The sequence below is a fragment of the Chitinolyticbacter meiyuanensis genome, assembly GCF_008033135.1.
GTDB lineage: Bacteria > Pseudomonadota > Gammaproteobacteria > Burkholderiales > Chitinibacteraceae > Chitinolyticbacter > Chitinolyticbacter meiyuanensis.
In genome coordinates this window covers 1,955,906-1,977,638 of record NZ_CP041335.1, presented here as the reverse complement: position 1 = coordinate 1,977,638, position 21,733 = coordinate 1,955,906, and the positions used below count along the sequence as shown (strand labels likewise).

Here is a 21,733-nt window from a genome sequence, read left to right as displayed (position 1 = left end):
TGCATTTGCCATTTTTTACGCTGACGCCAATGACAGCTCGTTTTCTTGCAACAAGCTGATTTTCCGAATACCCACCTGCCTTCCTCGCTCTTCCCCGAGCGGAAAATCAGCTCACCTACTCCCGCGAATTGCCCAATTGGCAAGGCTTAGCGCAACGCTTTCCCGTAATTGACAAACCAGCCCTTTATTTGGAAAAAACCATAATTTCTTCCAATGAAAGCGGAAAATTACTGGAATGAAATTCTATTGGTTTTTCAGAAAGAAAGCCGATGTTCCCTAACAGGAACATTCAGTAAATACGCGGGTTGCAGCGCCATTCCCCAAGATCGCCACGGATAAACGGTAGTTCACAGCACCCGGATCAGCCCTTAATCTGCAGCCATACATCAGCACACGCTGATACTCTAATAAACATCAGGGAATTAGATCGGCTTGATAACAAGCCGAATCAGAGCCACAGGGCTTTCATTGAATAAAGCCTGGCCATTTATAATTCTATTTGGGTTGATTATCATGAATACGATTCGTCCTATCTATGCAGGTATCTTGGGTATTGTTGTTTCGGCTTTGACCGCTTGCGGCGGTGGCGGAGAAGGCACGGATGCCGCAACTGAATCCAGCAATCTGAGCAGCGGCACCAAGCGCGCAGCAGTATCCAGCGATGGTTTCTCTTCGATCGAAGACGTCAGCAATATCGTTGTTGCTGATTGGATGAGCGCTATGGAAGATTCCGAGCGCGCTCGTGGCAATCCGGTGCGCGTGCTGCGCCCGGTCGCAGGCCAAGAAGTGACTCAAAACCCGCCGACATTCTCCTGGCCGCTGCACAAGTTCACCAAGGTGGACCAAGCGGTGCAGTACACCGTGCAAATCCAATATCCCAATGGCAGCACCAAAAGCTTTTCCGCTTCAAGCAACTGGCTGTTGCCGCGTGAATCGTTCGGCCCGGGCAACTACCGCTGGCGTGTCATCGGCGTTGGCCTGAAGACGGGCGGCGGCGACGACATCAGCGCCTGGCGCGATTTCACCATCACTGCGGACGCAGTACCCTTCTTCGACGCAGGCAAGCTTGCCAATGCAGCCACCGATGCAAGCTGGTTTAGCAACATCGCCGCGACTTCCCATCCGCGCATGGTTTCTGATGCGTATCTCGAACAACTGCGCCCTGTCATCATCAATGATCGCAGTGCTGTGTGGGCCGAACTCAAGAAGCGTGTTGCTGCACAGATCTCCGATCCGGCACAAGCCACGCCTCATCCGGACATGAGCCAAGCCAACTGGGTGCAAACGCTGCCCAAGCTAGTCGACGCCGAGCAGGATCGCATCGAGGGCGCGGCCATCGTGTGGCGGCTGCTCAAGAACTCCAGCGTACAAGCCGACCGTGATGCAGCCAACGCGGCCCTTGCCGACTTGAAGCAGCGCGTGTTCAACCTGGCGAGCTGGGATACCACCACCGTTGATGGACAAACCAGCAATACCGATAGCACGGTACGCAACCTGCTGTGGGCGCTGGTCGTCGGCTACGACCACCTGTACCCGGCGCTGACCACCAGCGAACGTGCCCAACTCGTCAACATCATCGGCATCCGCGCCGGTCAGGTGGAGAGCCGCGTCGTCGGTCCGACGCGCCTGCTTGAACACAACCCGCTCGATTCGCACGCATCGGCCTCGATCTACTCGCTGTCGGCAGCTACCGCCATCATGGCCGGCGATAAGGTCAACGGCAGCGAGCACCCGCAGTTCGCGCTGGCCAAATTCAGCCGCTATGTGCCGCTTGCCTATGCATTCCTGCACTCGTGGGGCGGTGACGACGGCGGCTGGGCAAATGGTGGCGGCTACGGCGAATGGAATGTCGACAACACCTATCCGTACTTCGACGCCCTGCATCAAGTGACCGGTGCCAACCCGTACAAGCTGCAGAAGATGCGCAACTCCATGACCTACCAGCTGTATGCACGTCCTGCCGGCGGCAACTCGCAAGCCCCGTTCGGTGACGGCGCAGTGCAAGAAGGCAATCAAGTGAAGTACTACGCCTACTGGTGGGCTACCCGCATCCCGAGCCAAACCACCAACTGGATGGCCAGCGTGCACCCGCTGTCGGCAAACCACGATCCGCTGTCGCGTACCCTGCTCTCGCCGCCGGTCGTGCCGCCTCGTGCCACCACGCCTGGCCAAAGCACCTCGTCGATGCTGTTTGCCAGCACAGGTAACGTCAACATCCATAGCAGCCTGACCAGCGCAACCCGCACTTCCGTGCACTTCAAGTCCAGCCCCTATGGCTCGTACAACCACAGCCATGCGGATCAAAACAGCTTCGTGGTGGCCGACCAAGGCAAGGGGCTGTTGATCGATAGCGGGGTATACGACTACTTCCTGTCGCCGCACGCCAAGGCATGGAATCGTCAAACCAAGGCCCACAACGCAATCACCTACAACGACGGCGTGGGTCAGCGCACCGAAATCGGCAATATTCCGACCGACTACTCGGCAACCGGCAAGATCATCGGGTACACGGACAACGCCGACTTCACGATCGCAGCTGGCGATGCCACCAAGGCCTACGATGCACCCGTCCTCCGTTCGCGCCGGAACATCGTGTACCTCAAGCAGCGCAATGTGATCCTGGTGCACGACGACCTGGCCGCATCGGATGTGCTGAAGTGGGAATGGAATTTCCATGCCCTGACCAACCCGCAAGTGATCGGTGGCGCCCAAGGCACTGTGAAGGTGGTAAATGGTGCAGCCCAGCTGTGCATGAAGCAGATCGCCGGTGACAAGCTGACCAGCCTGGATGTGACGTCGGCCTATCCGGTCAACCCGAACCGCAGCTTCACGCCGCAATACCACGGCACCTGGTCGATCGACACCGCCAAGCGCCAGCACCAAAGCGTGATCATGATCGACATCGGCTGCAAGGAAACCGAAACCCCGGTGGTGACCCAAGTCGACTCGAACACCATCGCCGTCGGTTTCGCCGGCAAGCAGTTCCGCTTCGCACGCAATACCCTGCCGGCCTACAGCAACTAATCAATCAACCCGCACCCTTGATGCCCCGCCTCGCGCGGGGCTTTTTTTATGATTGAGCAGCCAACAAAAAAGCCGCCCTGGGGCGGCCTTTCCGTTTCACCTCGAAATCAGGAAGCACGCTTCTTGAATTCGCCGGTGCGGGTATCGATTTCGATCTTGTCGCCGATTTCAATGAATGCGGCCACCTGGATCTGGGTCTCGGTGCCCTTCAGCTTGGCAGGCTTCATCACCTTGCCCGAAGTATCGCCACGCACGGCCGGTTCGGTGTACTCGACTTCGCGCACGATGGTGGTCGGCAGCTCAACCGAGATCGCCTTGCCTTCGTAGAAGGTCACTTCGCATTGGTCTTCCATGCCATCGACGATGAAAGCCACGGAATCGCCCACATTCTCGGCTTCGACTTCGTACTGGTTGTACTCGCTGTCCATGAACACGTACATCGGATCGGCGAAGTAGGAGTAGGTGCACTCACGCTTCTCGAGCACCACCACATCGAACTTGTCATCAGCCTTGTAGACCGATTCCGACGGGGCGTCGGACAGCAGGTTCTTCATCTTCATCTTCACGACCGCAGCATTGCGGCCGGACTTGTTGTATTCGGTCTTCTGGACCACGAGCGGCTGGCCATCGACCAGAATCACGTTGCCCGAGCGGAGTTCCTGTGCGGTTTTCATACTGAATTCCTGTTACAGCGGGGTTGCAATGGATAAATTCAAAAACTCGCTATTCTAGCTTGCCGCGAACGAAGCTGACCAGATTCGACACCAGCTCCCCCCGCCCGTGCAGATGGGCGGCCCACTGCCCTGCATGCGCGCGCTGCGCCGCCAGGCTGGCTGCAAAATCCGGCCAATCCAGCACGCCCGCATCGTTGTAGGCCAGCCAGAAGTGCCGCACCGCTGCCGCCACCTCAGCGGGCAAACCAGTCAGGTAGCGGTCGAGAAACGCCTCCAGCTTCACGAGGTGTGCATCTTCCTCCTGGCGATAGATCTGCCAGACCATGGGCAAGGCTGCCCATTGGGCGCGCACGAAGCTGTCCTCGCCACGCACCAGGTTGAGATCACAGCTCCACAACAGCTGGTCGTATTCGTCCTGCCGCAGGAAAGGCAGCGCCACGACACTCAGCGCCCCCTTGCGTATCGTTTCGCCGGCGGCAGGGACTGGCAACTGCAGCAACGCACTCAGTTGCTTGAGTGCCCGGCCCACGGGAACCAGACAGCATAGCGTCGTTGGGCCCTGAACCCAGGCTTCGACCAGCGAGGGCGGTACGGCATAGGCGAATATCGAGACATACAACGCTGCGTCGGGCACATGATGAGCCGCGCGCCAGTGCCGTGCTTCGTGCTGATGCCAGGCAGCGCGGCGCTCCGGCAGGCCCGCCTCGCAGAGCAATCCACCGGTTCCGGCGTCGAAACCGGGGAAGAAGAAGTACTTCGACAATCCCTGCTGTGGCGATGCCAGCGCATGGCAGCCGGCCACCCACGCCTCCGCGGACAGGTACTCCAGATTGAGCCAGACCGGAGCCCTCGCTCGCTCGCGCATCTTTACAGCCCAGCCCTCAGGCAAATCGCAGGCGAATGCCTCGATCACGACATCGCCTGGTGCCGCGCTGATGGCAAGCGACCACGGCGCCACATTGACACCCTCTACCTGCTGCGTGTGATCGTGCGCCAGAACATCCGGCCAGAGCCGCGCCAATGCATGGAGCTCGTCGATCCACAGCCGCACGCGCTGACCGCGCGCAGCGAGCTCGCGTGCCAGGCGCCAGCACACGCCAGCGTCGCCGTAGTTGTCGACTACACGGCAAAACAGATCCCAGGTCCAGCACGCCATCGGGGTGCTGTCACTGATCGGAAAACTCTTCACGATTATCAGACAGGAAACAGAAAGGTATAGAAAATGTCACATAAGCCCGGTATATTGCACTGCAACATCAAAACACCGGGAGCTTGTCATGCGCCTTGCACATCTTGCCATTGCCGCAGCCTTGCTGGCTGCAGGCCCGAGCCACGCCGAACTGCTGGGCCAGAATATGCCCGTGGCACTGGGTGGCATGCATTCTACTTTTTCGCAGCGCAGCACCCAAGCGCCGAACCCCCTGGTCAGCCGTTTCCAGCTGGCGCCATTGGGTGCAACACCTGCACTTGACGAATTCAGCGCGGAGCTCAATCCGAGCGATCTGTTGATCCTGTTGGGGATCGGTACGGCAGCCGTTGCCTGGGGTCGTCGTCGTCGCACCCAGTGAATAGGTAGACCAGACCACATACCGAAAGGGGCCAACCGGCCCCTTTTTGTATTGTGGCCATGCCGCGCACGAGCCGGCGAACCGGCCCGTGCCTCACGCCATTAACGCGACCAGAAGAAACCGCGGGTGTCGATCACCACGCGGGTCTGCAGTTTTTCTTGGCGCACGCGCTTGAACTGCTTGTGATCGACCAGCAGCAGCACGATGTCGGCCGCATCCACCGCGGCGTCGGCGCTGACGAACTCGACCTTGCCTTCGAGCTTGTTCGGCAGCTTGTCGATGTGCGGCTCGGCCACCAGCAGGCGGCCAAGGTTGCGCTCGGCCAGATCGGCAACGATGTCCATCGCCGGCGATTCGCGCAGATCGTCGATGTTGGCCTTGAACGCTAGCCCGAGGCAGGCGATCACCGGGTTCTTGAAACGATCGGCGGCCCGGGCCACCTGATCGATCACGTGATGCGGCTTGCCGTCGTTCACTTCGCGCGCGGTGCGGATGATGCGGGCTTCCTTCGGCGCCGAATCGACGATGAACCACGGGTCGACCGCGATGCAGTGGCCGCCGACGCCCGGACCCGGTTGCAGGATGTTGACGCGCGGATGGCGGTTGGCGAGCTGGATCAGCTCCCACACGTTGATGCCCAGCTTGTCGCTGATGATGGAAAGCTCGTTGGCAAAGGCGATGTTCACATCACGGAACGAGTTCTCGGTCAGCTTGGCCATTTCGGCGGTACGGCTGTCGGTCAGCAGGCATTCGCCGCGCACGAAGATCTGGTAAAGGTCAGCGGCCATTTCGGCGGCACGCGGCGTCATGCCGCCAACGATACGATCGTTCTCCACCAGCTCGCGCAGCACATGACCCGGCAGCACGCGTTCCGGGCAGTACGCCAACTGGACGTCAGCGCCCTCGCCTGCCTGTTGCGGGAAGCTGAGGTCGGTACGGTATTCGGCCAGCCATTCGGCCAGTTGCTCGGTGGCGCCAACCGGCGAGGTCGATTCCAGGATCACCAGGTTGCCCTTTTGCAGCACTGGTGCGATCGAGCGTGCGGCCGCCTCGATATAGGACAGGTCCGGCTTGTGGCCGTCCTTGAACGGCGTCGGCACGGCGATGATGAAGGCATCTGCCTCCTTCGGGCTAGTGTGAGCCACCAGGTTGCCTTCCTTCACCACGTGGTGCACCAGGCCGTCGAGATCCGGCTCCACAATGTGGATCTGGCCACGGTTGATGGTATCGACGGCATGCTGGTTCACATCGACGCCAATCACCTTCACACCACGGCTCGCGAGCACGGTCGCGGTCGGCAGGCCGATGTAGCCCAGGCCGATCATGGCTACGGTTTGATACTTGTACATGTTCAGATGCTCCAGTTGGCAAGAATGTCGTTGATGCGGCGCGCGGCCAAGCCGTCGCCGTAGGGGTTGTGGGCCTGGCTCATCGCGGCGTAGGCGCCGGTGTCATCGAGCAGGCGGGCAGCTTCGGCAGCGATCAATGCACGATCGGTGCCGACCAGCTTGACGGTGCCGGCAGCGACTGCCTCGGGGCGTTCGGTGGTATCGCGCATCACCAGCACCGGCTTGCCCAGCGATGGCGCCTCCTCCTGGATGCCGCCGCTATCGGTGAGGATCAGATCTGCACGCGTCATCAGGTAGACGAAGGGCAGGTAATCGAGCGGATCGATCAGGTGCACGTTGCTGCGATTGGCCAGGATACGGCGCACCGGCTCCTGCACATTGGGGTTCAGGTGCACCGGATAGACGATTTCCACGTCCGGCCGATCGGCCAGTTCGCCCAGCGCGGCGCAGATGTTCTCGAAACCACCGCCAAAGTTCTCGCGACGATGGCCGGTCACCAGGATCAACCGCTTGTTTTCGCTAAGGAACGCAAAGCGCGTCGCCATCTGGTCGGCCAGCAATGCATCCTGCTTCAGCCGCGCCTCGACCTTGAGCAAGGCATCGATCACTGTATTGCCGGTGACGTGCACATGGGCAGGATCGACGTTCTCGCGCAGCAGGTTGTCGCGCGCCGTCTCGGTCGGTGCGAAGTGCAGCGCACTGACGGCACCGGCGATCTTGCGGTTCATCTCTTCCGGCCACGGCGAGTAGATGTTGCCGGTACGCAAGCCGGCCTCGACATGGCCGACGGCGATGCGCTGGTAGAAGGCTGCGAGGCTCGTCGCCATGGTGGTGGTGGTGTCGCCGTGCACCAGCACGATGTCTGGCCGCCACTGACTGAATACATCGCGCAGGCCGGCTAGCACGCGGCTGGTCACGTCGGTGAGATCCTGGCCGGGCTGCATCAGGTCCAGGTCGAAATCGGGCTGGATCGCGAACAGCTCCAGCACCTGGTCCAGCATCTGGCGATGCTGGGCGGTGACGCAGACGCGGGTCTCGAACCGCGCGTCCGACTTGAGGCTTTCCACCACCGGGGCCATCTTGATCGCCTCAGGGCGGGTACCGAATACCACGAGTACTTTCATGTCGTCTTACCTGTGAGTCGGGCCAGCATGGCGCGGGCCAGCAATACGAAGAAATACATGTCTTCAACGAAGTAGCGGCGGAACATGCGGCGCGGTTCCTGCAGGAAACGGTAGAACCATTCGAAGCCGGTCTTCTGCATCCACACCGGCGCGCGGGTGGTCTTGCCGACCATCACGTCGAACGTGCCCCCCACGCCCATGGCGAACGGCACCCTCATCTGTGCTTGGTAACGGCCAAGGAACTGCTCTTTCTTCGGCGAACTGATGGCGACGAACAGCAGATCGGTCTTGCTGGTGGTGATCGCGTCGACCACGCCCTGTTCTTCATCCGCCTTCCAGTAGCCGTTGCGATAGCCAGCCACCTGCAGCGCCGGATAGAGCTTAGTGAACTTGTCGACCACGCCCTTGACCACGTCCTCCTTGGCACCGAGGAAATACACACGCCAGCCGCGCTCGGCCGAGGCACGCATCAGGTTCTCGAACAGGTCCACCCCGGCCACCCGCTCCTTGAGCGGCGTGCCGAGCAGCTTGGACGCCCACACCACCGGCATGCCGTCGGCGTTGATCAATGCGCAATTGTTGATGATCTGCTTCAGTTCGGGATCGGCGTGCGCCTTCACCACCTTGTCGGCGTTGATGACCACGTGCTGGTTGGGCAGGCCGCTGGCGATCAGTTCGCCGATGCGGTCCAGCGTTTCCGTCATCGACAGGTTGTCGACCTCGCAGCCGAGCACCGTCAGGCGTCGGGGATGTTTGCTCATGGGTTTCTCCTAGTGGCCCAGCCAGCCGGAGAGATCGAAGACGGTCTCCCAGGTGGTGGACGTTGTAATGTCTTGCGTCAGATTCACTTGCGGCGCCGGCTGCTTATCGCCGTAGCGGGCGGACACCCAGCCGGCGGGCGGACTCTCTTCGCCCGTGACGACCTGCCATTGACCTTTGCCCTGCCGCAGCCACACTGGGATCACGCGGCCAGCAGCCTTGATGTCCCAGCCCTGGCTGCTCAGTACCGCCTCGACATCGGCGGCATGCTGCCAGTGCAGCGTTACCCGGCACGGCGCAGTAACGTCGATGCGATCGGTGACGATCAGCTGCTTCTTCTGGTGGTCGAACACCACGCGGCGCCAGTGGCTGGCCTTGCTCGGCAGCCGGCGATAGCCATCGTGGCGGCCGGCCCATACCGTTTCGCGATCATTGGTGCTGAATTGCTCGCAGCGCGCGGCCGCGTGGTGGATCCACATGAAGCGGCCACCCGACAACGACTGGCTCTGCCCGTCTATGCTCACGGTGTTGTGCGCCGCCGTGCCGCGGAAGTGTTCGCGCCACGGTCCTGGCGCGTGATAGCTGTAGGTGCCCGGATCGACCAGTACCGGCACACCGCCGACCGACAGCTGCAACGACAACGCATCGGCATGACCGTGCGCAGCAATGCCGAGGTAGCCCAGGGGGCCGGCATCGAGCACGATCTTCACCTCGTGCTCGCTGCCCCAATGCTCGCCGATCACCGCATAGCCACCCTCGGCAAACCAGCGTGGTGCAACAGCCAGCGGCTCCGGCCGCGCCGGCAATGCAACCGGCTGTGCCAGCCACCACGGTGCAGCGGGCGATGGCTCGCCGGCCGTCTGCCAAGCAGGGATACCGAACACGCCGCCGGCCACTTGCAGCATCTGGGCATAGGGATCGTGGACCGCTTCCGCACCGAGCCGGGTGACGTAGCCATCGTCGGCATCGCCGATATTGGGCACGTTGCCAGCCACATCGCGTAGCGTCGCCACCCATTCGGCCATGCGCAGCAACCGCTCCCAGTAGGCAGGCGCAAAGCCCTGCCCATGCGCGGCGCCAGCGCTGCCGGCCCAGAACAGGAACTCGAATACGAACTGCTGGTAGGAAATCGCCTGCTCGCGATTGATGCCGTCGCCGCCATTCTGCTTGAGTGCTTCGTCGGCAAGTTCGGTCTGCGCATATGCACGCCAGCTGGCCACTTCATCGCCGTCATGCCAGGTGCAGCAGCCGATGAAGAGACCGGCCAGCTCGCCGATCAGGTGATTGTTCGCCGACGAATGCCGCGACAGGTGATGGCGGATGAAATGCTGCGACTGATGGATATGCAGCAGCCAGTCGCGCAGCAGCGCGGCGCCGGCCGCCCCCTGCCACAGCGGCGATTCGGCTTGGCCGATCAATTGCCAGACCATGGCCCAGTTGATCAGGCGGATTGCCACCTCCAGGCTGCTCGCCCAGTGCGGTCCCATCGGATACGGCGCCTGTTCCAGCCAGCTCGACAAGCAGACGCCCAGCGCATCGAGATAGCGCGTGTCCTGTGTCAACGCCCAGGCCTGTGCCAGCGTCACCCATTCAAGGTGCCGCGCCGGCTCCCATAGATACTTGATGTCCCCAACCACGGCGCGGTCGGTCAGCGACAGGCCCATGCCATATCGCAGCGGCGCAATCGTCCCGGTCAGGGGGTCCTGCAACCAGTTGGGCGGCATGCCGAGCGGCTTCGGCACACCAAACACCAGCCAGTCGCCCGCAAGCAGCCCATCGGCGCGGCTGATGATCAACTCGCGTGTGCTCGCCTCCAGCTGCGACGGTACCCCGAACCAGCGCGGGCCGCTCTGTGCCGTGAGCTCCGGACGCGGCGCCAGCGCCAGCCCGCGCTTCTCGGCAGATTTGCGACCGTGCTCCAGCACGCGGTGCGCCACCTCGCCAAGCGACATGCAGCGCAGGCGGTTGTAATACCAAGTCAAGCCTTGCATTGCATCACCTCACCGAGCCAGCAGGCGCTGGTAAACCCCATCCAGCTGCGACATGACCACGGTGGTGGAGAAATGCTCCTTCACCCGTCGACGTCCCCGCTCGGCCAAAGCCAGCTGCAGCTCATCGCTCTCCAGCACGCGCAACAGTGCAGATGCCAGCGCGCTTACGTCGCCGGGCTCGACAAGGCAAGTGCCACCGTCCTCGCCCAGTGCATCAGGAATGCCCCCCACCGTGGTCGATACCACCGGCACACCGAATGACAGTGCTTCCAGGATGGACATCGGCAAGCCCTCGTTATACGAAGGCAACGCGAGGACGGTGGCCGTGCTCAGCAACTGCTGTTTTTGTGGGCCAACGACCCAGCCCAGCCATTCGATGGATTCGCTCACGCCGAGCTTTTGTGCATGCAGCTTGGCGCCTTCGATATCCCCAAGGCCACCGATCCACAGCTTGGTGCCGGCGCGGCGCGGCAGGATCTCGGCCAGCGCCGAAATCAGCTCGAACACACCTTTGCGCTTGCCGACTTCGCCAAGGAACAGGATGCAATCGTGCTTCCTTTCCGCCTTGAGGGCCTCGACTTCCGCAATCGGGTTGTAGATTCGGACCACCTTGGCCTGCGGTTCGATGCGAGCGAGATCGGCGGCCCATTGTGACGACAACGCAATCACTTCGTCGGCGTGGCGCAAGCCGTAACGGATCAGCCACTGCCCGAGGGCACCACTGCGATTTTCGTAGAAAACAATGAAGCCGGCGCCATGCACATGCAGCAGATACGGCACCCGGCAAGCACGGCATAGCAGCAGAAAAGGCAACTTGCGCCAATAGCTGGCATTGGAGGCCGTATGGATATGCACAGCAGCCACATCGCGCTTGAACAGCAGTCGCGCGGCAAAGTGCAGCAGCGCGAATACAAAGGTCCTCAGTTTCTGCCAGGACGAGCCATTCACATGAGTGGCCAGATGCTCCAGCGGCCAACGGGCAAACAATCCGCTCTCGCGATAAGTCTTGATCACGGAAGCGATCCCGCCCTTGCCATTTTCGGCTGTAGCGAGGATCAACAGGGATTTACGCTGTTTCATGCGTTGGCGACCTCATTCACGACCCAGCGATACTTGCCGGCCTTGGTACGGGGGATTTCTTCCAGATAGACAAAATCGACCTTCAGATTCGCATCGACATATTTGGCGAAGCTCGCTCGGATCGAATCCTCCATCGCCTGTCCATACTCGGGATAAGGCGCAATCCGGACCTGCCAATGACCGAAGCCGATCTGCGCGACCTGCGCTTCGCGGATATGGTTGGCTGCCTTGAACACGAACTGAACCAGCGTCGGGCTCAAGGGCTGGCCGCGACTGTCGTAGACCTGATCCTGCAGGCGGCCCAGCACTGGCTCGATCCGAGGGAACGGCCGGCCGCACGGGCACTGCCCCGGCATCCAGCGGGAGAGATCCCCCAGGCGATAGCGCAGGATGGGCATCAGCTGGTTGTGGAACGTGCTCCCCACCAGGGTGCCGACCCCGTCGGTCGGGTGGCCGTCCTCGTCAATGATCTCGACCCAGGAATAGTCGGTGTTGACATGCATGAAGCCATGTTCGCAACCGGTCGCCATGATGACCCGCTCGGCCATGCCGTAGAGATCCATCACCTTCGCGCCGAGCACCTGCTGCACCAGCTCGGCCTGGTAAGGCATCAGTACTTCCGAACTGGTATAGACGTAGGGGATATGCAGCTTCACATCGCTGGCCTGGGCCAGCTGCGCCAGCGAGAAGGCGGTGGACGGATAGGCCTGCATCATCACAGGGCCAAACTCGGCCAGCGCTTCAACGATGGCTTTGCCGAAAGGCGGTTTGAGGTGGCGCGAAGACACCATCAACTGGTTGTTGACCGGGTTCAGGCGCCAGAACGGCGGCTCGCTCTGATCGGTGGGGACCACCAAATCACCACGCAGGAACGCGCGCGGCATGCCGTTCTTGAAACCGCTCCATGCCCAGTGCCGTTTGACAAAGGCATTCTCGGTAATCACCGAATCGAAGCTGCGCAGCACGCGGATCGGCGTGCCGGACGTGCCGCTGCTCTGCCCGATCGCGTGCCATGGTCGCTGCTCCGGGTAGAACTCGTGCCTGCGGCCAAGCAGGTCTGTCTTGGAAATCACGGGCAATCGGGCGAGCATGTCCTCGGCATTGCCGGCGTGGATGGCCTCACCGGCCAGTTGCCGATACGCCGGCAAGCGGGATGCACTTTGCAGGCTGCGCGCCAGCGCCTGTCTGCGCCAGCTTTCCAGCTCGTCAACGCTCATGCTTTCGTGGGCGCGCAATTGCGCTACCCGGCGCTCGGTCCACCAGTTGTCGCGCAGCATCGCGCGCCATGCGCCTTGTGCCCGCGTCTTCAAATCATGGATCACGTTTTACTCCCATCTTCAAAACGGTCAGCCCGAATGCGCAGTTCGCCGTCCCCCGTCTTGATCGACCAACCATTGGTCGTCGGGGTCGCGGTGACCGACTCGGTACGGCATTCGGGATCCACATACATCAACAGTTGGAGGCGTTCTGCCGGCGCGCTGCTCCACACGCTGTGCCATAGCCGCTGGCTTTGGCCGCGGCCTGGTGCCGGGCGCATGTCGTCGCTGCCCTTCAAGGTCAAGTCCGGGCCGGCCAGCTGACGTACACAGAGTGCAATGCCGTCTTCGGTTTCGGTCCGCCAGCGGCGTTCGCCATCAGGCCGGAATGGTCGTACGGAATGCAGTCGCCACTCCCAACGATGCGGCGAGCCGGCCTGCAGGCGGTCCCAGACCACGAAGCCGTTGCTCGCCCGGTGGTAGGCCACACCACGGAGCGCCTGCTCCATCCCCTTGGGGTAAGCCGCTGTGGCATCGCCGACCACCCAGTCAAAACCGCCGCCACTGCCCCACTGCACGATGCGCCCGGTCGCGGTCTGGTCCTCCACCCGCTGGCCAACGCCGTCGTCGTAGGTGATGGCGTTGTGGGCCTTGGTCTGCTTGTACCAGCCACGCCAATGCGGGGACCCGTACACGTCGTACACACCGCTATCCCACAGCAGCCGTCGGCCACGGTGATCGAGGATGAATGCGTTCTGGTCGGCGTGGCTGTGGTTGTAGGAGCCATAGCCGCTGGACTTGAAATACAGCGAGGTCCGGTCACGATCCTGCAGATCGCTATGGAATGCCGCCCAGCCGATGGATTCGAAGCGCTTGGTGGGCGGTGGCGCCTTGGGCGCCGCAGCGGGGCTGGGCTCAGCACTTGTCAGCAGCAGGTACTGGTCTCCCCTTGACTTGACCGTATTACGTGCCAGCCAGAGATTGACCGGATTGGAGACCCGGTTTGCCCAGGCATGCACGATATAGCCGGCAACGCCTTTCTCGCTGCCATCACCGAAGCCGTTGAAGCGACTACCCGGCGGTGTGAAGTAGGCCAGCATGTCACCCGCGTGCTGGGCCCATGGCGTGCTGTAGTAGTCGATCCCGCTCGCGGACTTCACCAGATCCCATAGCTCCATCACGGTGCCGAGCTGGCTGTAGAGATACATCGTGCCGTTGGCATAGCCACCGTCATCTCCACCCCAAGGCGAAATGGAGCGTTCGTAAGTGGCGAGTACTCGCGGCAGGCTGCGTGCCGCGGCGTTTCCCGGCTCTGCAAGCAGGACCGACATTGCGGCCAGGTACGCCGCATTGGTCCAGCCATGTGAATTGCGCGGCACTGCGGCAAGGCCGGTGCGCTCATTCAGCATATCCGCCTCGATATCCCGGCGCCGTGGCTCTATGGCAGCCCGGACCGCTTCGCGTCGGGTTGCAGGGATGTCGGCATGGAACCAGTCAAGGTAGACCGACAGCACCAGCGCATACTGCCGTGCAACCTGATCCTGCTGCGCAAACTGGCTGACACCATCGGCTGGCCAACCCAGCAGCTGGTCCACTGCGCGCTCTACCAATGCCTTGTCCTGCGGATTACCTTCGTAGGCACGAAGCAGCAGCCCATCGCGCAGGCGATCAAGCAACGGCAGATAACGCTGGTTCGCATCCAGCATGGCATTCAAGCGCGCATCGCCTTTCAATCGCTTGATGTCGCTGGTGCCGGCGGGCCCTTGCAGCGCGCCGCCCAAGTCTCGTCGGGTACGCTCGGCAAACGCCTGCCAGGCCTTGCCCTGCAATACGCTGGGATCAGTAGGAGACGGCCGGCTGCGGGGATGGTCGGCCGCGGCAATCGCCTGAACCCAAGTGCGTTGCTGCGCCTCGCCAACCTGATTGAACAGCCCTTTTGGCAATGTCGCAGCATCAGCAACCGCCACCGACAGCAACACCATCAACCCCGCCAGATAATGCTTCATGGCTTGACCTCCGCCGGATCACGTGGCCATCGGCAGAACGGCAAACCGATGAAGGGCAAGTACGGCCACATGTAGTTGATGTCGGAAATGGATGCGGAAGTCGGCGAGTTGAGCAAGTTGAATGCCAGGCCTGCGAACGCCAGCGCAAACAGCTGCCGCAACGCTGTATCTTGCGTCGAACGCAACGCCAGGCCCGCTTGCGCGGTCAGGAATAGATAGAATGCCAGCAGCAACCCAAACGCGAGCCATCCGCCTTCGGCGAAGATGTGTGGCCAGTAGGTGTCCATCAGCCACTTGCTCTCGACAAACCAGAAAAACCGCATGAAGCCCAGCTCGAAGTACAGCGTCTGGTCATTGCGCGCTGCGCCTACACCACCAAAGGTGCCCGCTCCTGTCCCGAGGGGCCAATACTCGTGCGCAAGCTTGATGCCGAACTGGTACATCACCGCACGCGGCTCCCACACCCAGGCGTTGGCGACGAGGCCCCAATCCCGGGCGATCTGGTAGATCGCGTCCTCACCGGCGATGCTGAGCGCCGCAGCCAGACCGCACGAGAACAGCAGCGCCGCGACAACCAAGCGCAACAGCGTGCGCCCGCCGGGCATGAAGACCCACAGCAGCGCGAGCACGCCGCAGGTGGCCAAGGTTTCCTGGCGCTGCCCGGACATCGCCAGCATGACGACATAACCCGCCAGGACCAGCTTGTATCGCCTCTCCCGCACCTGCCCGAACCACAACCGGATCGCTGTCCAGAACACAAAGAACACGCAGTACTGTGCCAATACGCTCGAATGGACGAAAAACCCCAAGGCTCGGCCTGGCAATATTGGGATCAGCGGATTGGCGACCCCAGCCCCATCGCGCGCAAACACGAAGATGCCCGCATAGAGATCCGGCACCAACGATTGCACGAGCACGAACGGAATGGACACCACCAGAACCACGACCGCCAGCACATCAAGGCTGCGCATCAAGAACCGGTACTGCCGCGCGAATGCCCCGGCAACCAGCAGCAGCAGCAAAGGGCGCAGGTCATACATCACCTGATAGAACGCCGCTGTAGGCTGGGAGCGCCCGAACCAGGACGACATCATCAGCAGGCAGACGTACAGCGCGAACAGCGCTACGGCCAAGAACGTAGGCGTTGCTCGCCACTGACCGTTCCAGGCGCCCAGCAAGGCAAAGGCGAAAAAGCTGAGCAGCAGCACCGGTGGCAGCTCTGCCCCGGTCGCCGTACGGATCAACGAGATGCAGCCAAGCACCACGAAGCCGGCGATCCACCAGTAGATAAGGCCACGCCCGAGGGCAAGGCGCGAATAGTAGAACAGCACGAGGCCGAAGAGACCGACCGAGCCGACCACGGCCAGATTCGGGCTGACGATGGTCAGCAGGACGACCACGACCAGCACGGAGCAGATCGCCAGCACCTGGCCCAGGCGATCGTTGCCGAGATAGTTCAGCATCGGCCTTTCAACCCTGCCTGATCACGCGTGCGGGCACACCCACTGCGATGCTGCCCGGCGGAATGTCTTCGAGCACCACCGCGTTGGCACCGACCTTGGCGCCCCGGCCGATGCGGACCGGCCCCAGAATGCACGCGCCGGCACCGATCTGGACGTCATCCTCGATCACGGGCACCTCGCGCAGCTTGGAGCGGCCACCGATGACCACGTTGGGGGAAATCACCACGTTGTCACCGATCACGGCGTTGGCATGAACCACGATGCCCAAGCCACCGTAGCCGAAGCGCACGTTGCGGCCAACCTGAGCAGACGGCGGCAACACGATGGAAAACACGATACGGTTCACGTACTTACATATCGTTGGCACCACGGGGACACGCCGCAGGTAGAGCCAGCGATAAAAGCGATAGAACAACAGCATCAAACAACTCCGAGTAGGCGTGAGGCCCGCCGGTCGAACGCCAGCATGCGTATCAGCGCGCAAAGATTGACCGCGACCAGCACGCCGACCAGCTTCGCGAGGCCAGACCATGGCGATAGCGCCAGCGCCAGCGCCGCGATGGCCATGGTTGCGAGGTAGCCGCCGTTGGCAGAAAAGATGAAGAAGGAGTCTTCGAATACCTGCAGCACATTGGCCGATACGATGGACAGCTGCGATATCGCGAGGTAGGTGATCAGCAGCAAGGCGATGACCGTTGCACCCGGCACCGTAAATGCCCAGTGCGTGAGCGTGGCTTGCAATGCAAACCACGCGCTCGACAACACGATCAGCACGCATACGGCAATCATTAGCAGCCGGCGCCGCGCCTTGAGCACGATCGCACGCAGCGTCTCCACGGCATCGCGGTGACGCGCCAGTTGGGGAATCATCTGCAATGCCATCGCGCGCGGCACCAGCAACGCCACGCCGAGCAAGGTCAGTAGCAGGCCGAACAATGCGGCGTAGCGCGTGCCGCCTACATTCATGGCATATGGCGGCACAGCCATCATCACGCCGCCGGTAAAGAGATTGGCCAAACCCAGTTCGACCCCGCGCCGGCCATCGCTGCGCCATTGCCGTACCGGTTGCCGCCATGGCGCGGAGCGCACGATCAGCCAGCCCAGCGGCAACAGCAGCAGCAGATAGGGCAGCGACTGAAACAGGAACAGGTCGGCCAGGTTGTTGGGCCAGCGGCCGAACAAGGGGATCAGCGCGATGCCGAACAGGCAAGCATCGATGATGCTGAGCACGCCGTAGCGCGATTTGGCAATCATGGCGTGGCGCATCAGTTGCCAGAGCGACCAGCCCGCCAGGAAATACAGCAGGCCCGTGCCGGACACCACGGTGTCGCCGGTTCTCGCCAAGCCCCAGATCACTGGAACAGCCAGTGCCAGCAACAACAGTTGCAACGCGGCATGCCGCCCAAGCACCCCGCGCGCCTCGGCGCCCTGTGCCCGGGGCAGCTGGACCAACGTCAGGCCGCACAGGCCCACCGCGGTGAAGTAGCCCAACAGCCCGGCAATGCCCAGATCGTTGGAAAACTGCCCCAACAGCTGCGGGCCGTAGGTGCGCTCGACCACCAATACCAGCGTCAAACGCTGGATACCGGGAAAGGCCGTGGTCCACAGCGCCAGCAGGCGGCGAAACCAGACTTTCATGCAGGTGCACCGACAAAGCTGGATTGACCGGTCAGACGGGCTGCGACGTTGGGCGGCAAGGTCCGCAGCAGCTCCGTCACAAATTGCTGCTGGTCGGCAAAGCCGGCATTGATATCCGGATCGATCGACGACACCCGTACCAGCACGCCATCGGTCACATAGCCGCGCAAGCCATAGCCGATCTGGGTTTCAAGGCGCTCGGTCTGCGAGCGCACGGCCTTCTCGCCCATGATGAACCAGTAGGTGACGGGCTCCACCCGATTGCTCTGCGCCGCCACGAAGCGAATTGCGGGCAGCGTCGCGCCTTGCTGGCTCACCGCCAGCGGCACGCCATGCAGACCGCTGACCACGAAGCCTTGCGAGCTGTAGCAGACTTCCTGGCGGTGAGCCTTGAATGCATCGCTCTGATCGCCGCCGTAGGCAATCGTCAGCATCATGCGCTTGCCCTGGGCGTTGACATAACCACGGCTGACCACCTGATCGTAGATCTGATCCAGATTGGCCTGGACATCGGCGGTCGGTGCAATCACCGCGACCCGCTCATCCACCCGCCAGCCAGCAAACTGCTTGGGCACCATCTCGGCGAGGTGACCATCCGCCAGCACCGGCATGCGGGCCGAAGGCTGCAGCAACAGCCCACCGGCAGCTGCTGCAACCATCAACAATGCGACAATGATAAAGCGGCTCATACCATCACCTCCGTCAACGGGGCCTGGGTCGGGCGACGACGGGCGATCATGCCCAACAGCAGGTCGATCAGGAACAGCACGACAAGCGCCACGCCAAAGACGAAGAAACCGGCGAAATCGTGGACGAACCCTTGCCCCGCCTCATCGCCGTAGTGATAGGTGATGAGCACCAGCGCCAGGACGCGGATGAAGTTGGCGAGCACCGCCACCGGCAGGATGGCCGCCAGCAACCAGCCGTTGCGCCAACGCTGCGGATAGGCAGCGAGATAGACGTAGACCAAACCCAGCGCCGCGAGGCTGTAGAGCGAGTTGAGGCCGGAGCAGGCATCGGCCACCAGCAACTGGTACTGGCCGATCGTCAGCACCACGCCGCTGCGTGCCACCGGGTAACCGAACGCGTAGAGCCCTTGCTCGACGGCGGACGAGATCAGCGCCTTCAGCGATCCCGTCGCCGCCATGATCAGAAAGCCCGGAATCGGAACGGCGAACAGGAACAGCAGGTAGGCGAACCACAGTGCTCTCACGCCGGGCCAGCCAACCAGCCACAGCGTGGCGCCGATGAAGAAGAACCAGTGGCCTACCGATTCGAACAGCGGCAGGTTCTGCGAGCGCCCGATGATATAGAACAGCGTGGCCATGACCAGGATGCCAATGGCAAGGACGCTTTCCCAACGCTGCACGCGATGGCTCTGCCAAGCCTGTGCCAACGCATGACGCTGACGCCAGCAGATCCAGGCCACGATGGCGAGGATGATGGGTGCGTGGCTGTACGCCTCCAGATGCCACAGCTGGTCGGACAATCTCAGCCAAGTGGGCACCAATACCAGCAATGCTGCGACGACGAGTACGGCAAGGCCCGCAACGGGCACGGGACGGGTTTCAGTATGCATTGCCGACCACACCGAGCAGCTGGATGCCGCGATCGCGCAGCGATTCGATCACCGGCGTCAGGGCGTTGAGACGGGAATGGTGCTTGCGCACGACCACCAGCACGGCATCGCAATGGCGAGCGATCAGCTGAGCATCAGCCACGTCGGCCACGCTCGGGCAATCGATCAGCGTCAACCCGTAGCGCTGGCGCGCACTGGCGACGAACTGGCCGAAGGACGGGCGGACCAGCAGCTCCTGGGGATTCGGTGCCGAGCTGCCGGCCGGCATCACCGACAGCCAGTCGATGGCCGGAATGCGGTTCACCACCTGCTCGAACGGCACGCGATTGGCCAGCGCATCGGCCAGGCCATACGGCTCATCGAGCTTGAACCAGCTGCGCAGCACCGGCGCGCGCAGGTTGCCGTCGAGCAGCAGCGTCTGCTCGCCCGACTGCGCATTCACCACGGCCAGGTTGGCGGTCACGTGGCTTACGCCAGCCCGCTTGTCACCGATCACCGCGACCACCTTGCCGTTGTCCCGGCCCAGTTGCAGCAGGATCTGGCTGCGCAGGCTGCGCAGCTTCTCGGCAAAACGCGAATGCGGGAAATAGGCGGTCGACAGCGCGTCGTGCAACTGACCGTCGCCCGGTTGCAGCACCGGGTAGTCGAACTGAGTCGCCAGCACTTCGCGCAAGTCGCCATGATCGATCATGCCCAGCGCCAATGCGGCCTCGCCAAAGCGCAGCTTGTGCTCGCGCTGGTAGCGCACCACCTGATCGGCCTGCTCCTGGCTCAGCACGCCGCGTTCCAGCAGCATCGTGCCGATTTGTGCCGACGGGGCGGCAACGAGATTACGATTTCCGATCATCATGCCACCTTGGGCAGCGCCAACAGGCGGCGCTTGTTGGGATTGTCGATTTCGATGAGCAGCGGCAGTGCGAACAGCCGCTCGATATCGATGCCGCTGCGATAGCGACGATCACGGATCTCGGCGAACAGCGCCGCGGCGGTGCCGAGGAACAGGCCAGCCACAGCAGCCAGCAGCATGTTGATCAACATCTTGGGGCGCGAGGGATCAAGCGGCTCGGTCGCGCGTTGCAACACGGTGACGTTGCTCTGTTCGGCACGACTTTCCAGCGAGGTCTGCGAATAGCGTTGCAGGGCGAGGTCATAGGCACGCTGGGCGTTGTCGACGTCGCGCTGCAGGATGTCGAGGCGCGAGCGCTGCGACTTGAGCTCCAGCACCCGCTCCTTCTGCCCCTGCAGCTCCGCTTCGAGCGCATTCTGGCGGCTGGCTGCACTGTTGGCGCTGCTGCCAAGCGAGCCGGCATATTGCTGCGACAGCTGCGCAAGCTGGGCTCGGGTCGCCTGAAGCTCGGCAGCTGCTTCCTTGTAGTGCGGATGGTTCGGACCGGTCTTCTGGCCCAGTTCCTCGAGTTTGGCTTCCTGTTGCGCCAGCTGGCTCTTGAGCTGCTGGATCACCGGGTTGTTGAGGACATCAGCGGCATTCACGCCACCGGCTGCCCGCGAGCGGGCGTCGAGCATCTGGGTCTGGGTACTGGCGAACTGCGCCGAGAGGTCGGCCAGACGTTGCGTCTCCAGATCGATGCGTTCATCGGTATTCACGATGCCCTGGCGTTGCTGCTGTGCGGAAAGGTCGGTCTGCGCCTTTTCCAGATTGCGTTTGAGCGTGCCGAGCTGCTGCTGGAAGAAGGTGCTGCTTGCCTGCGCAGCATTGGTCTTCATCTCGATCACGGTCTTGGTGTAGGCATCGACGAAGCCGTTGACCACACGGGCCGAGAACGCCGGATCGCTCGCGGTATAGTCGAGCACGACCACATTGCTTTCGCGGCTGGGGCGTACGTTCAGCGAGCGACGCAGTTGTTCGGCGAACCATTGGCGGATATCGCCACGACCGCCCGTGGCGTTCTGGAACTGGGCCACTGCATCCGGGATATTGGCGATGCCGATCGAATCGACCACTTTCAGCGCCACGGCCTGGCTGCTGATGATGTCAACCTGGGTCGCCATGAAGCCGGGCGACATATACGCCGATACCGGCAAGCCGGTGACGGGATCGGTGGATTTCACGTCGACAGCCACGCTGGCCGTCGAGGTGTATTCCTTGGGCAGTAACGAGGAAATAGCGAAAGTGAGCACCAGCACGGCGACAAATACGCCGCCGAGGATGGCCTTGCGCGCCATCAGAGTGCCGAAGAGCTGTTCAAGATTCATGGTTTTTG

At 62.2% G+C, this 21,733-nt stretch carries 18 protein-coding genes; 2 read left to right on the top strand and 16 right to left on the bottom strand.

Translation table 11 applies throughout. The annotated features are described in order from the left end of the window. Window positions 1-720 precede the first annotated feature (720 nt). The gene (locus FLM21_RS09575; RefSeq protein ID WP_187360170.1) at window positions 721-3,024 is read left to right on the top strand and encodes a heparinase II/III domain-containing protein; all 2,304 of its coding nucleotides are present in this window, start codon (window positions 721-723) and stop codon (window positions 3,022-3,024) included. 107 nt (window positions 3,025-3,131) lie between these two features. Here FLM21_RS09575 and efp read toward each other — a convergent pair whose 3' ends face one another. Then, window positions 3,132-3,698: an elongation factor P gene (gene efp / locus FLM21_RS09570; RefSeq protein WP_148715351.1), complete on the bottom strand. Its 567-nt coding sequence runs from the start codon at window positions 3,696-3,698 to the stop codon at window positions 3,132-3,134. A gap of 49 nt (window positions 3,699-3,747) precedes the next feature. After that, window positions 3,748-4,887 (bottom strand): elongation factor P maturation arginine rhamnosyltransferase EarP, encoded by a 1,140-nt coding sequence (earP, locus tag FLM21_RS09565; protein WP_246120860.1) that lies wholly within the window; start codon window positions 4,885-4,887, stop codon window positions 3,748-3,750. Between the two features lie 88 nt (window positions 4,888-4,975). Here earP and FLM21_RS09560 point away from each other — a divergent pair, with 88 nt between their 5' ends. After that, window positions 4,976-5,266 carry a hypothetical protein gene (locus tag FLM21_RS09560; protein WP_148715350.1) on the top strand — a complete coding sequence of 97 codons (291 nt, stop codon included), beginning with the start codon at window positions 4,976-4,978 and terminating at the stop codon, window positions 5,264-5,266. Between the two features lie 101 nt (window positions 5,267-5,367). Here the strand turns inward: FLM21_RS09560 and wecC are convergent, their stop codons facing one another. The 14 genes from wecC to epsF are packed head-to-tail and all read right to left on the bottom strand — an operon-like array spanning window position 5,368 to window position 21,725. Further along, window positions 5,368-6,615, bottom strand: coding sequence for a UDP-N-acetyl-D-mannosamine dehydrogenase (gene wecC, locus FLM21_RS09555; protein ID WP_148715349.1), 1,248 nt, complete (start codon window positions 6,613-6,615; stop codon window positions 5,368-5,370). Window positions 6,616-6,617: 2 nt separating this feature from the next. Continuing rightward, the gene (wecB, locus tag FLM21_RS09550) at window positions 6,618-7,739 is read right to left on the bottom strand and encodes a non-hydrolyzing UDP-N-acetylglucosamine 2-epimerase (protein ID WP_148715348.1); all 1,122 of its coding nucleotides are present in this window, start codon (window positions 7,737-7,739) and stop codon (window positions 6,618-6,620) included. Then, entirely contained in the window at window positions 7,736-8,500 is a 765-nt protein-coding gene (locus FLM21_RS09545; protein WP_222846808.1) for a WecB/TagA/CpsF family glycosyltransferase, read from the bottom strand. Before FLM21_RS09545 ends, wecB begins: the two co-directional genes overlap by 4 nt. A gap of 9 nt (window positions 8,501-8,509) precedes the next feature. Then, the gene (locus FLM21_RS09540) at window positions 8,510-10,489 is read right to left on the bottom strand and encodes a heparinase II/III family protein (RefSeq protein ID WP_148715347.1); all 1,980 of its coding nucleotides are present in this window, start codon (window positions 10,487-10,489) and stop codon (window positions 8,510-8,512) included. A gap of 9 nt (window positions 10,490-10,498) precedes the next feature. Beyond that, window positions 10,499-11,569 (bottom strand): glycosyltransferase family 4 protein, encoded by a 1,071-nt coding sequence (locus tag FLM21_RS09535; RefSeq protein ID WP_148715346.1) that lies wholly within the window; start codon window positions 11,567-11,569, stop codon window positions 10,499-10,501. Further along, entirely contained in the window at window positions 11,566-12,891 is a 1,326-nt protein-coding gene (locus FLM21_RS09530; RefSeq protein WP_148715345.1) for a phenylacetate--CoA ligase family protein, read from the bottom strand. Before FLM21_RS09530 ends, FLM21_RS09535 begins: the two co-directional genes overlap by 4 nt. Further along, window positions 12,888-14,831, bottom strand: a complete 1,944-nt coding sequence (locus FLM21_RS09525) for a heparinase II/III family protein (protein WP_148715344.1) — start codon at window positions 14,829-14,831, stop codon at window positions 12,888-12,890. Before FLM21_RS09525 ends, FLM21_RS09530 begins: the two co-directional genes overlap by 4 nt. After that, complete coding sequence (locus tag FLM21_RS09520) at window positions 14,828-16,294, bottom strand: hypothetical protein (protein ID WP_148715343.1); 1,467 nt, start codon at window positions 16,292-16,294, stop codon at window positions 14,828-14,830. Before FLM21_RS09520 ends, FLM21_RS09525 begins: the two co-directional genes overlap by 4 nt. 7 nt (window positions 16,295-16,301) lie before the next feature. After that, entirely contained in the window at window positions 16,302-16,715 is a 414-nt protein-coding gene (locus FLM21_RS09515) for a serine O-acetyltransferase (RefSeq protein ID WP_148715342.1), read from the bottom strand. Beyond that, a complete protein-coding gene (locus tag FLM21_RS09510; protein ID WP_148715341.1) occupies window positions 16,715-17,932 on the bottom strand; it encodes a hypothetical protein in 1,218 nt (405 codons plus the stop codon). Before FLM21_RS09510 ends, FLM21_RS09515 begins: the two co-directional genes overlap by 1 nt. Further along, window positions 17,929-18,621, bottom strand: a complete 693-nt coding sequence (gene epsI / locus FLM21_RS09505) for an exosortase-associated protein EpsI, B-type (protein ID WP_148715340.1) — start codon at window positions 18,619-18,621, stop codon at window positions 17,929-17,931. Before epsI ends, FLM21_RS09510 begins: the two co-directional genes overlap by 4 nt. Then, entirely contained in the window at window positions 18,618-19,511 is an 894-nt protein-coding gene (gene xrt, locus FLM21_RS09500) for an exosortase (protein ID WP_148715339.1), read from the bottom strand. Before xrt ends, epsI begins: the two co-directional genes overlap by 4 nt. Beyond that, window positions 19,501-20,361 (bottom strand): polysaccharide biosynthesis tyrosine autokinase, encoded by an 861-nt coding sequence (locus FLM21_RS09495; RefSeq protein WP_148715338.1) that lies wholly within the window; start codon window positions 20,359-20,361, stop codon window positions 19,501-19,503. Before FLM21_RS09495 ends, xrt begins: the two co-directional genes overlap by 11 nt. Then, a complete protein-coding gene (gene epsF / locus FLM21_RS09490; RefSeq protein ID WP_148715337.1) occupies window positions 20,358-21,725 on the bottom strand; it encodes a chain length determinant protein EpsF in 1,368 nt (455 codons plus the stop codon). The genes FLM21_RS09495 and epsF overlap by 4 nt, the downstream gene beginning before the upstream one ends. Window positions 21,726-21,733: the final 8 nt, after the last annotated feature.

Excerpts from the sequence above, each read along its gene's own strand:
- FLM21_RS09535 (WP_148715346.1), bottom strand. The coding sequence starts at position 11,569 with ATGAAACAGCGTAAATCCCTGTTGATCCTCGCTACAGCCGAAAATGGC.
- FLM21_RS09575 (WP_187360170.1), top strand. The coding sequence starts at position 721 with ATGGAAGATTCCGAGCGCGCTCGTGGCAATCCGGTGCGCGTGCTGCGC.
- FLM21_RS09545 (WP_222846808.1), bottom strand. The coding sequence starts at position 8,500 with ATGAGCAAACATCCCCGACGCCTGACGGTGCTCGGCTGCGAGGTCGAC.
- wecC (WP_148715349.1), bottom strand. The coding sequence starts at position 6,615 with ATGTACAAGTATCAAACCGTAGCCATGATCGGCCTGGGCTACATCGGC.
- FLM21_RS09560 (WP_148715350.1), top strand. The coding sequence starts at position 4,976 with ATGCGCCTTGCACATCTTGCCATTGCCGCAGCCTTGCTGGCTGCAGGC.
- FLM21_RS09495 (WP_148715338.1), bottom strand. The coding sequence starts at position 20,361 with ATGATGATCGGAAATCGTAATCTCGTTGCCGCCCCGTCGGCACAAATC.
- FLM21_RS09515 (WP_148715342.1), bottom strand. The coding sequence starts at position 16,715 with ATGCTGTTGTTCTATCGCTTTTATCGCTGGCTCTACCTGCGGCGTGTC.
- FLM21_RS09520 (WP_148715343.1), bottom strand. The coding sequence starts at position 16,294 with ATGCTGAACTATCTCGGCAACGATCGCCTGGGCCAGGTGCTGGCGATC.
- wecB (WP_148715348.1), bottom strand. The coding sequence starts at position 7,739 with ATGAAAGTACTCGTGGTATTCGGTACCCGCCCTGAGGCGATCAAGATG.
- xrt (WP_148715339.1), bottom strand. The coding sequence starts at position 19,511 with ATGCATACTGAAACCCGTCCCGTGCCCGTTGCGGGCCTTGCCGTACTC.
- efp (WP_148715351.1), bottom strand. The coding sequence starts at position 3,698 with ATGAAAACCGCACAGGAACTCCGCTCGGGCAACGTGATTCTGGTCGAT.
- FLM21_RS09510 (WP_148715341.1), bottom strand. The coding sequence starts at position 17,932 with ATGAAAGTCTGGTTTCGCCGCCTGCTGGCGCTGTGGACCACGGCCTTT.
- FLM21_RS09525 (WP_148715344.1), bottom strand. The coding sequence starts at position 14,831 with ATGAAGCATTATCTGGCGGGGTTGATGGTGTTGCTGTCGGTGGCGGTT.
- epsI (WP_148715340.1), bottom strand. The coding sequence starts at position 18,621 with ATGAGCCGCTTTATCATTGTCGCATTGTTGATGGTTGCAGCAGCTGCC.
- FLM21_RS09540 (WP_148715347.1), bottom strand. The coding sequence starts at position 10,489 with ATGCAAGGCTTGACTTGGTATTACAACCGCCTGCGCTGCATGTCGCTT.
- epsF (WP_148715337.1), bottom strand. The coding sequence starts at position 21,725 with ATGAATCTTGAACAGCTCTTCGGCACTCTGATGGCGCGCAAGGCCATC.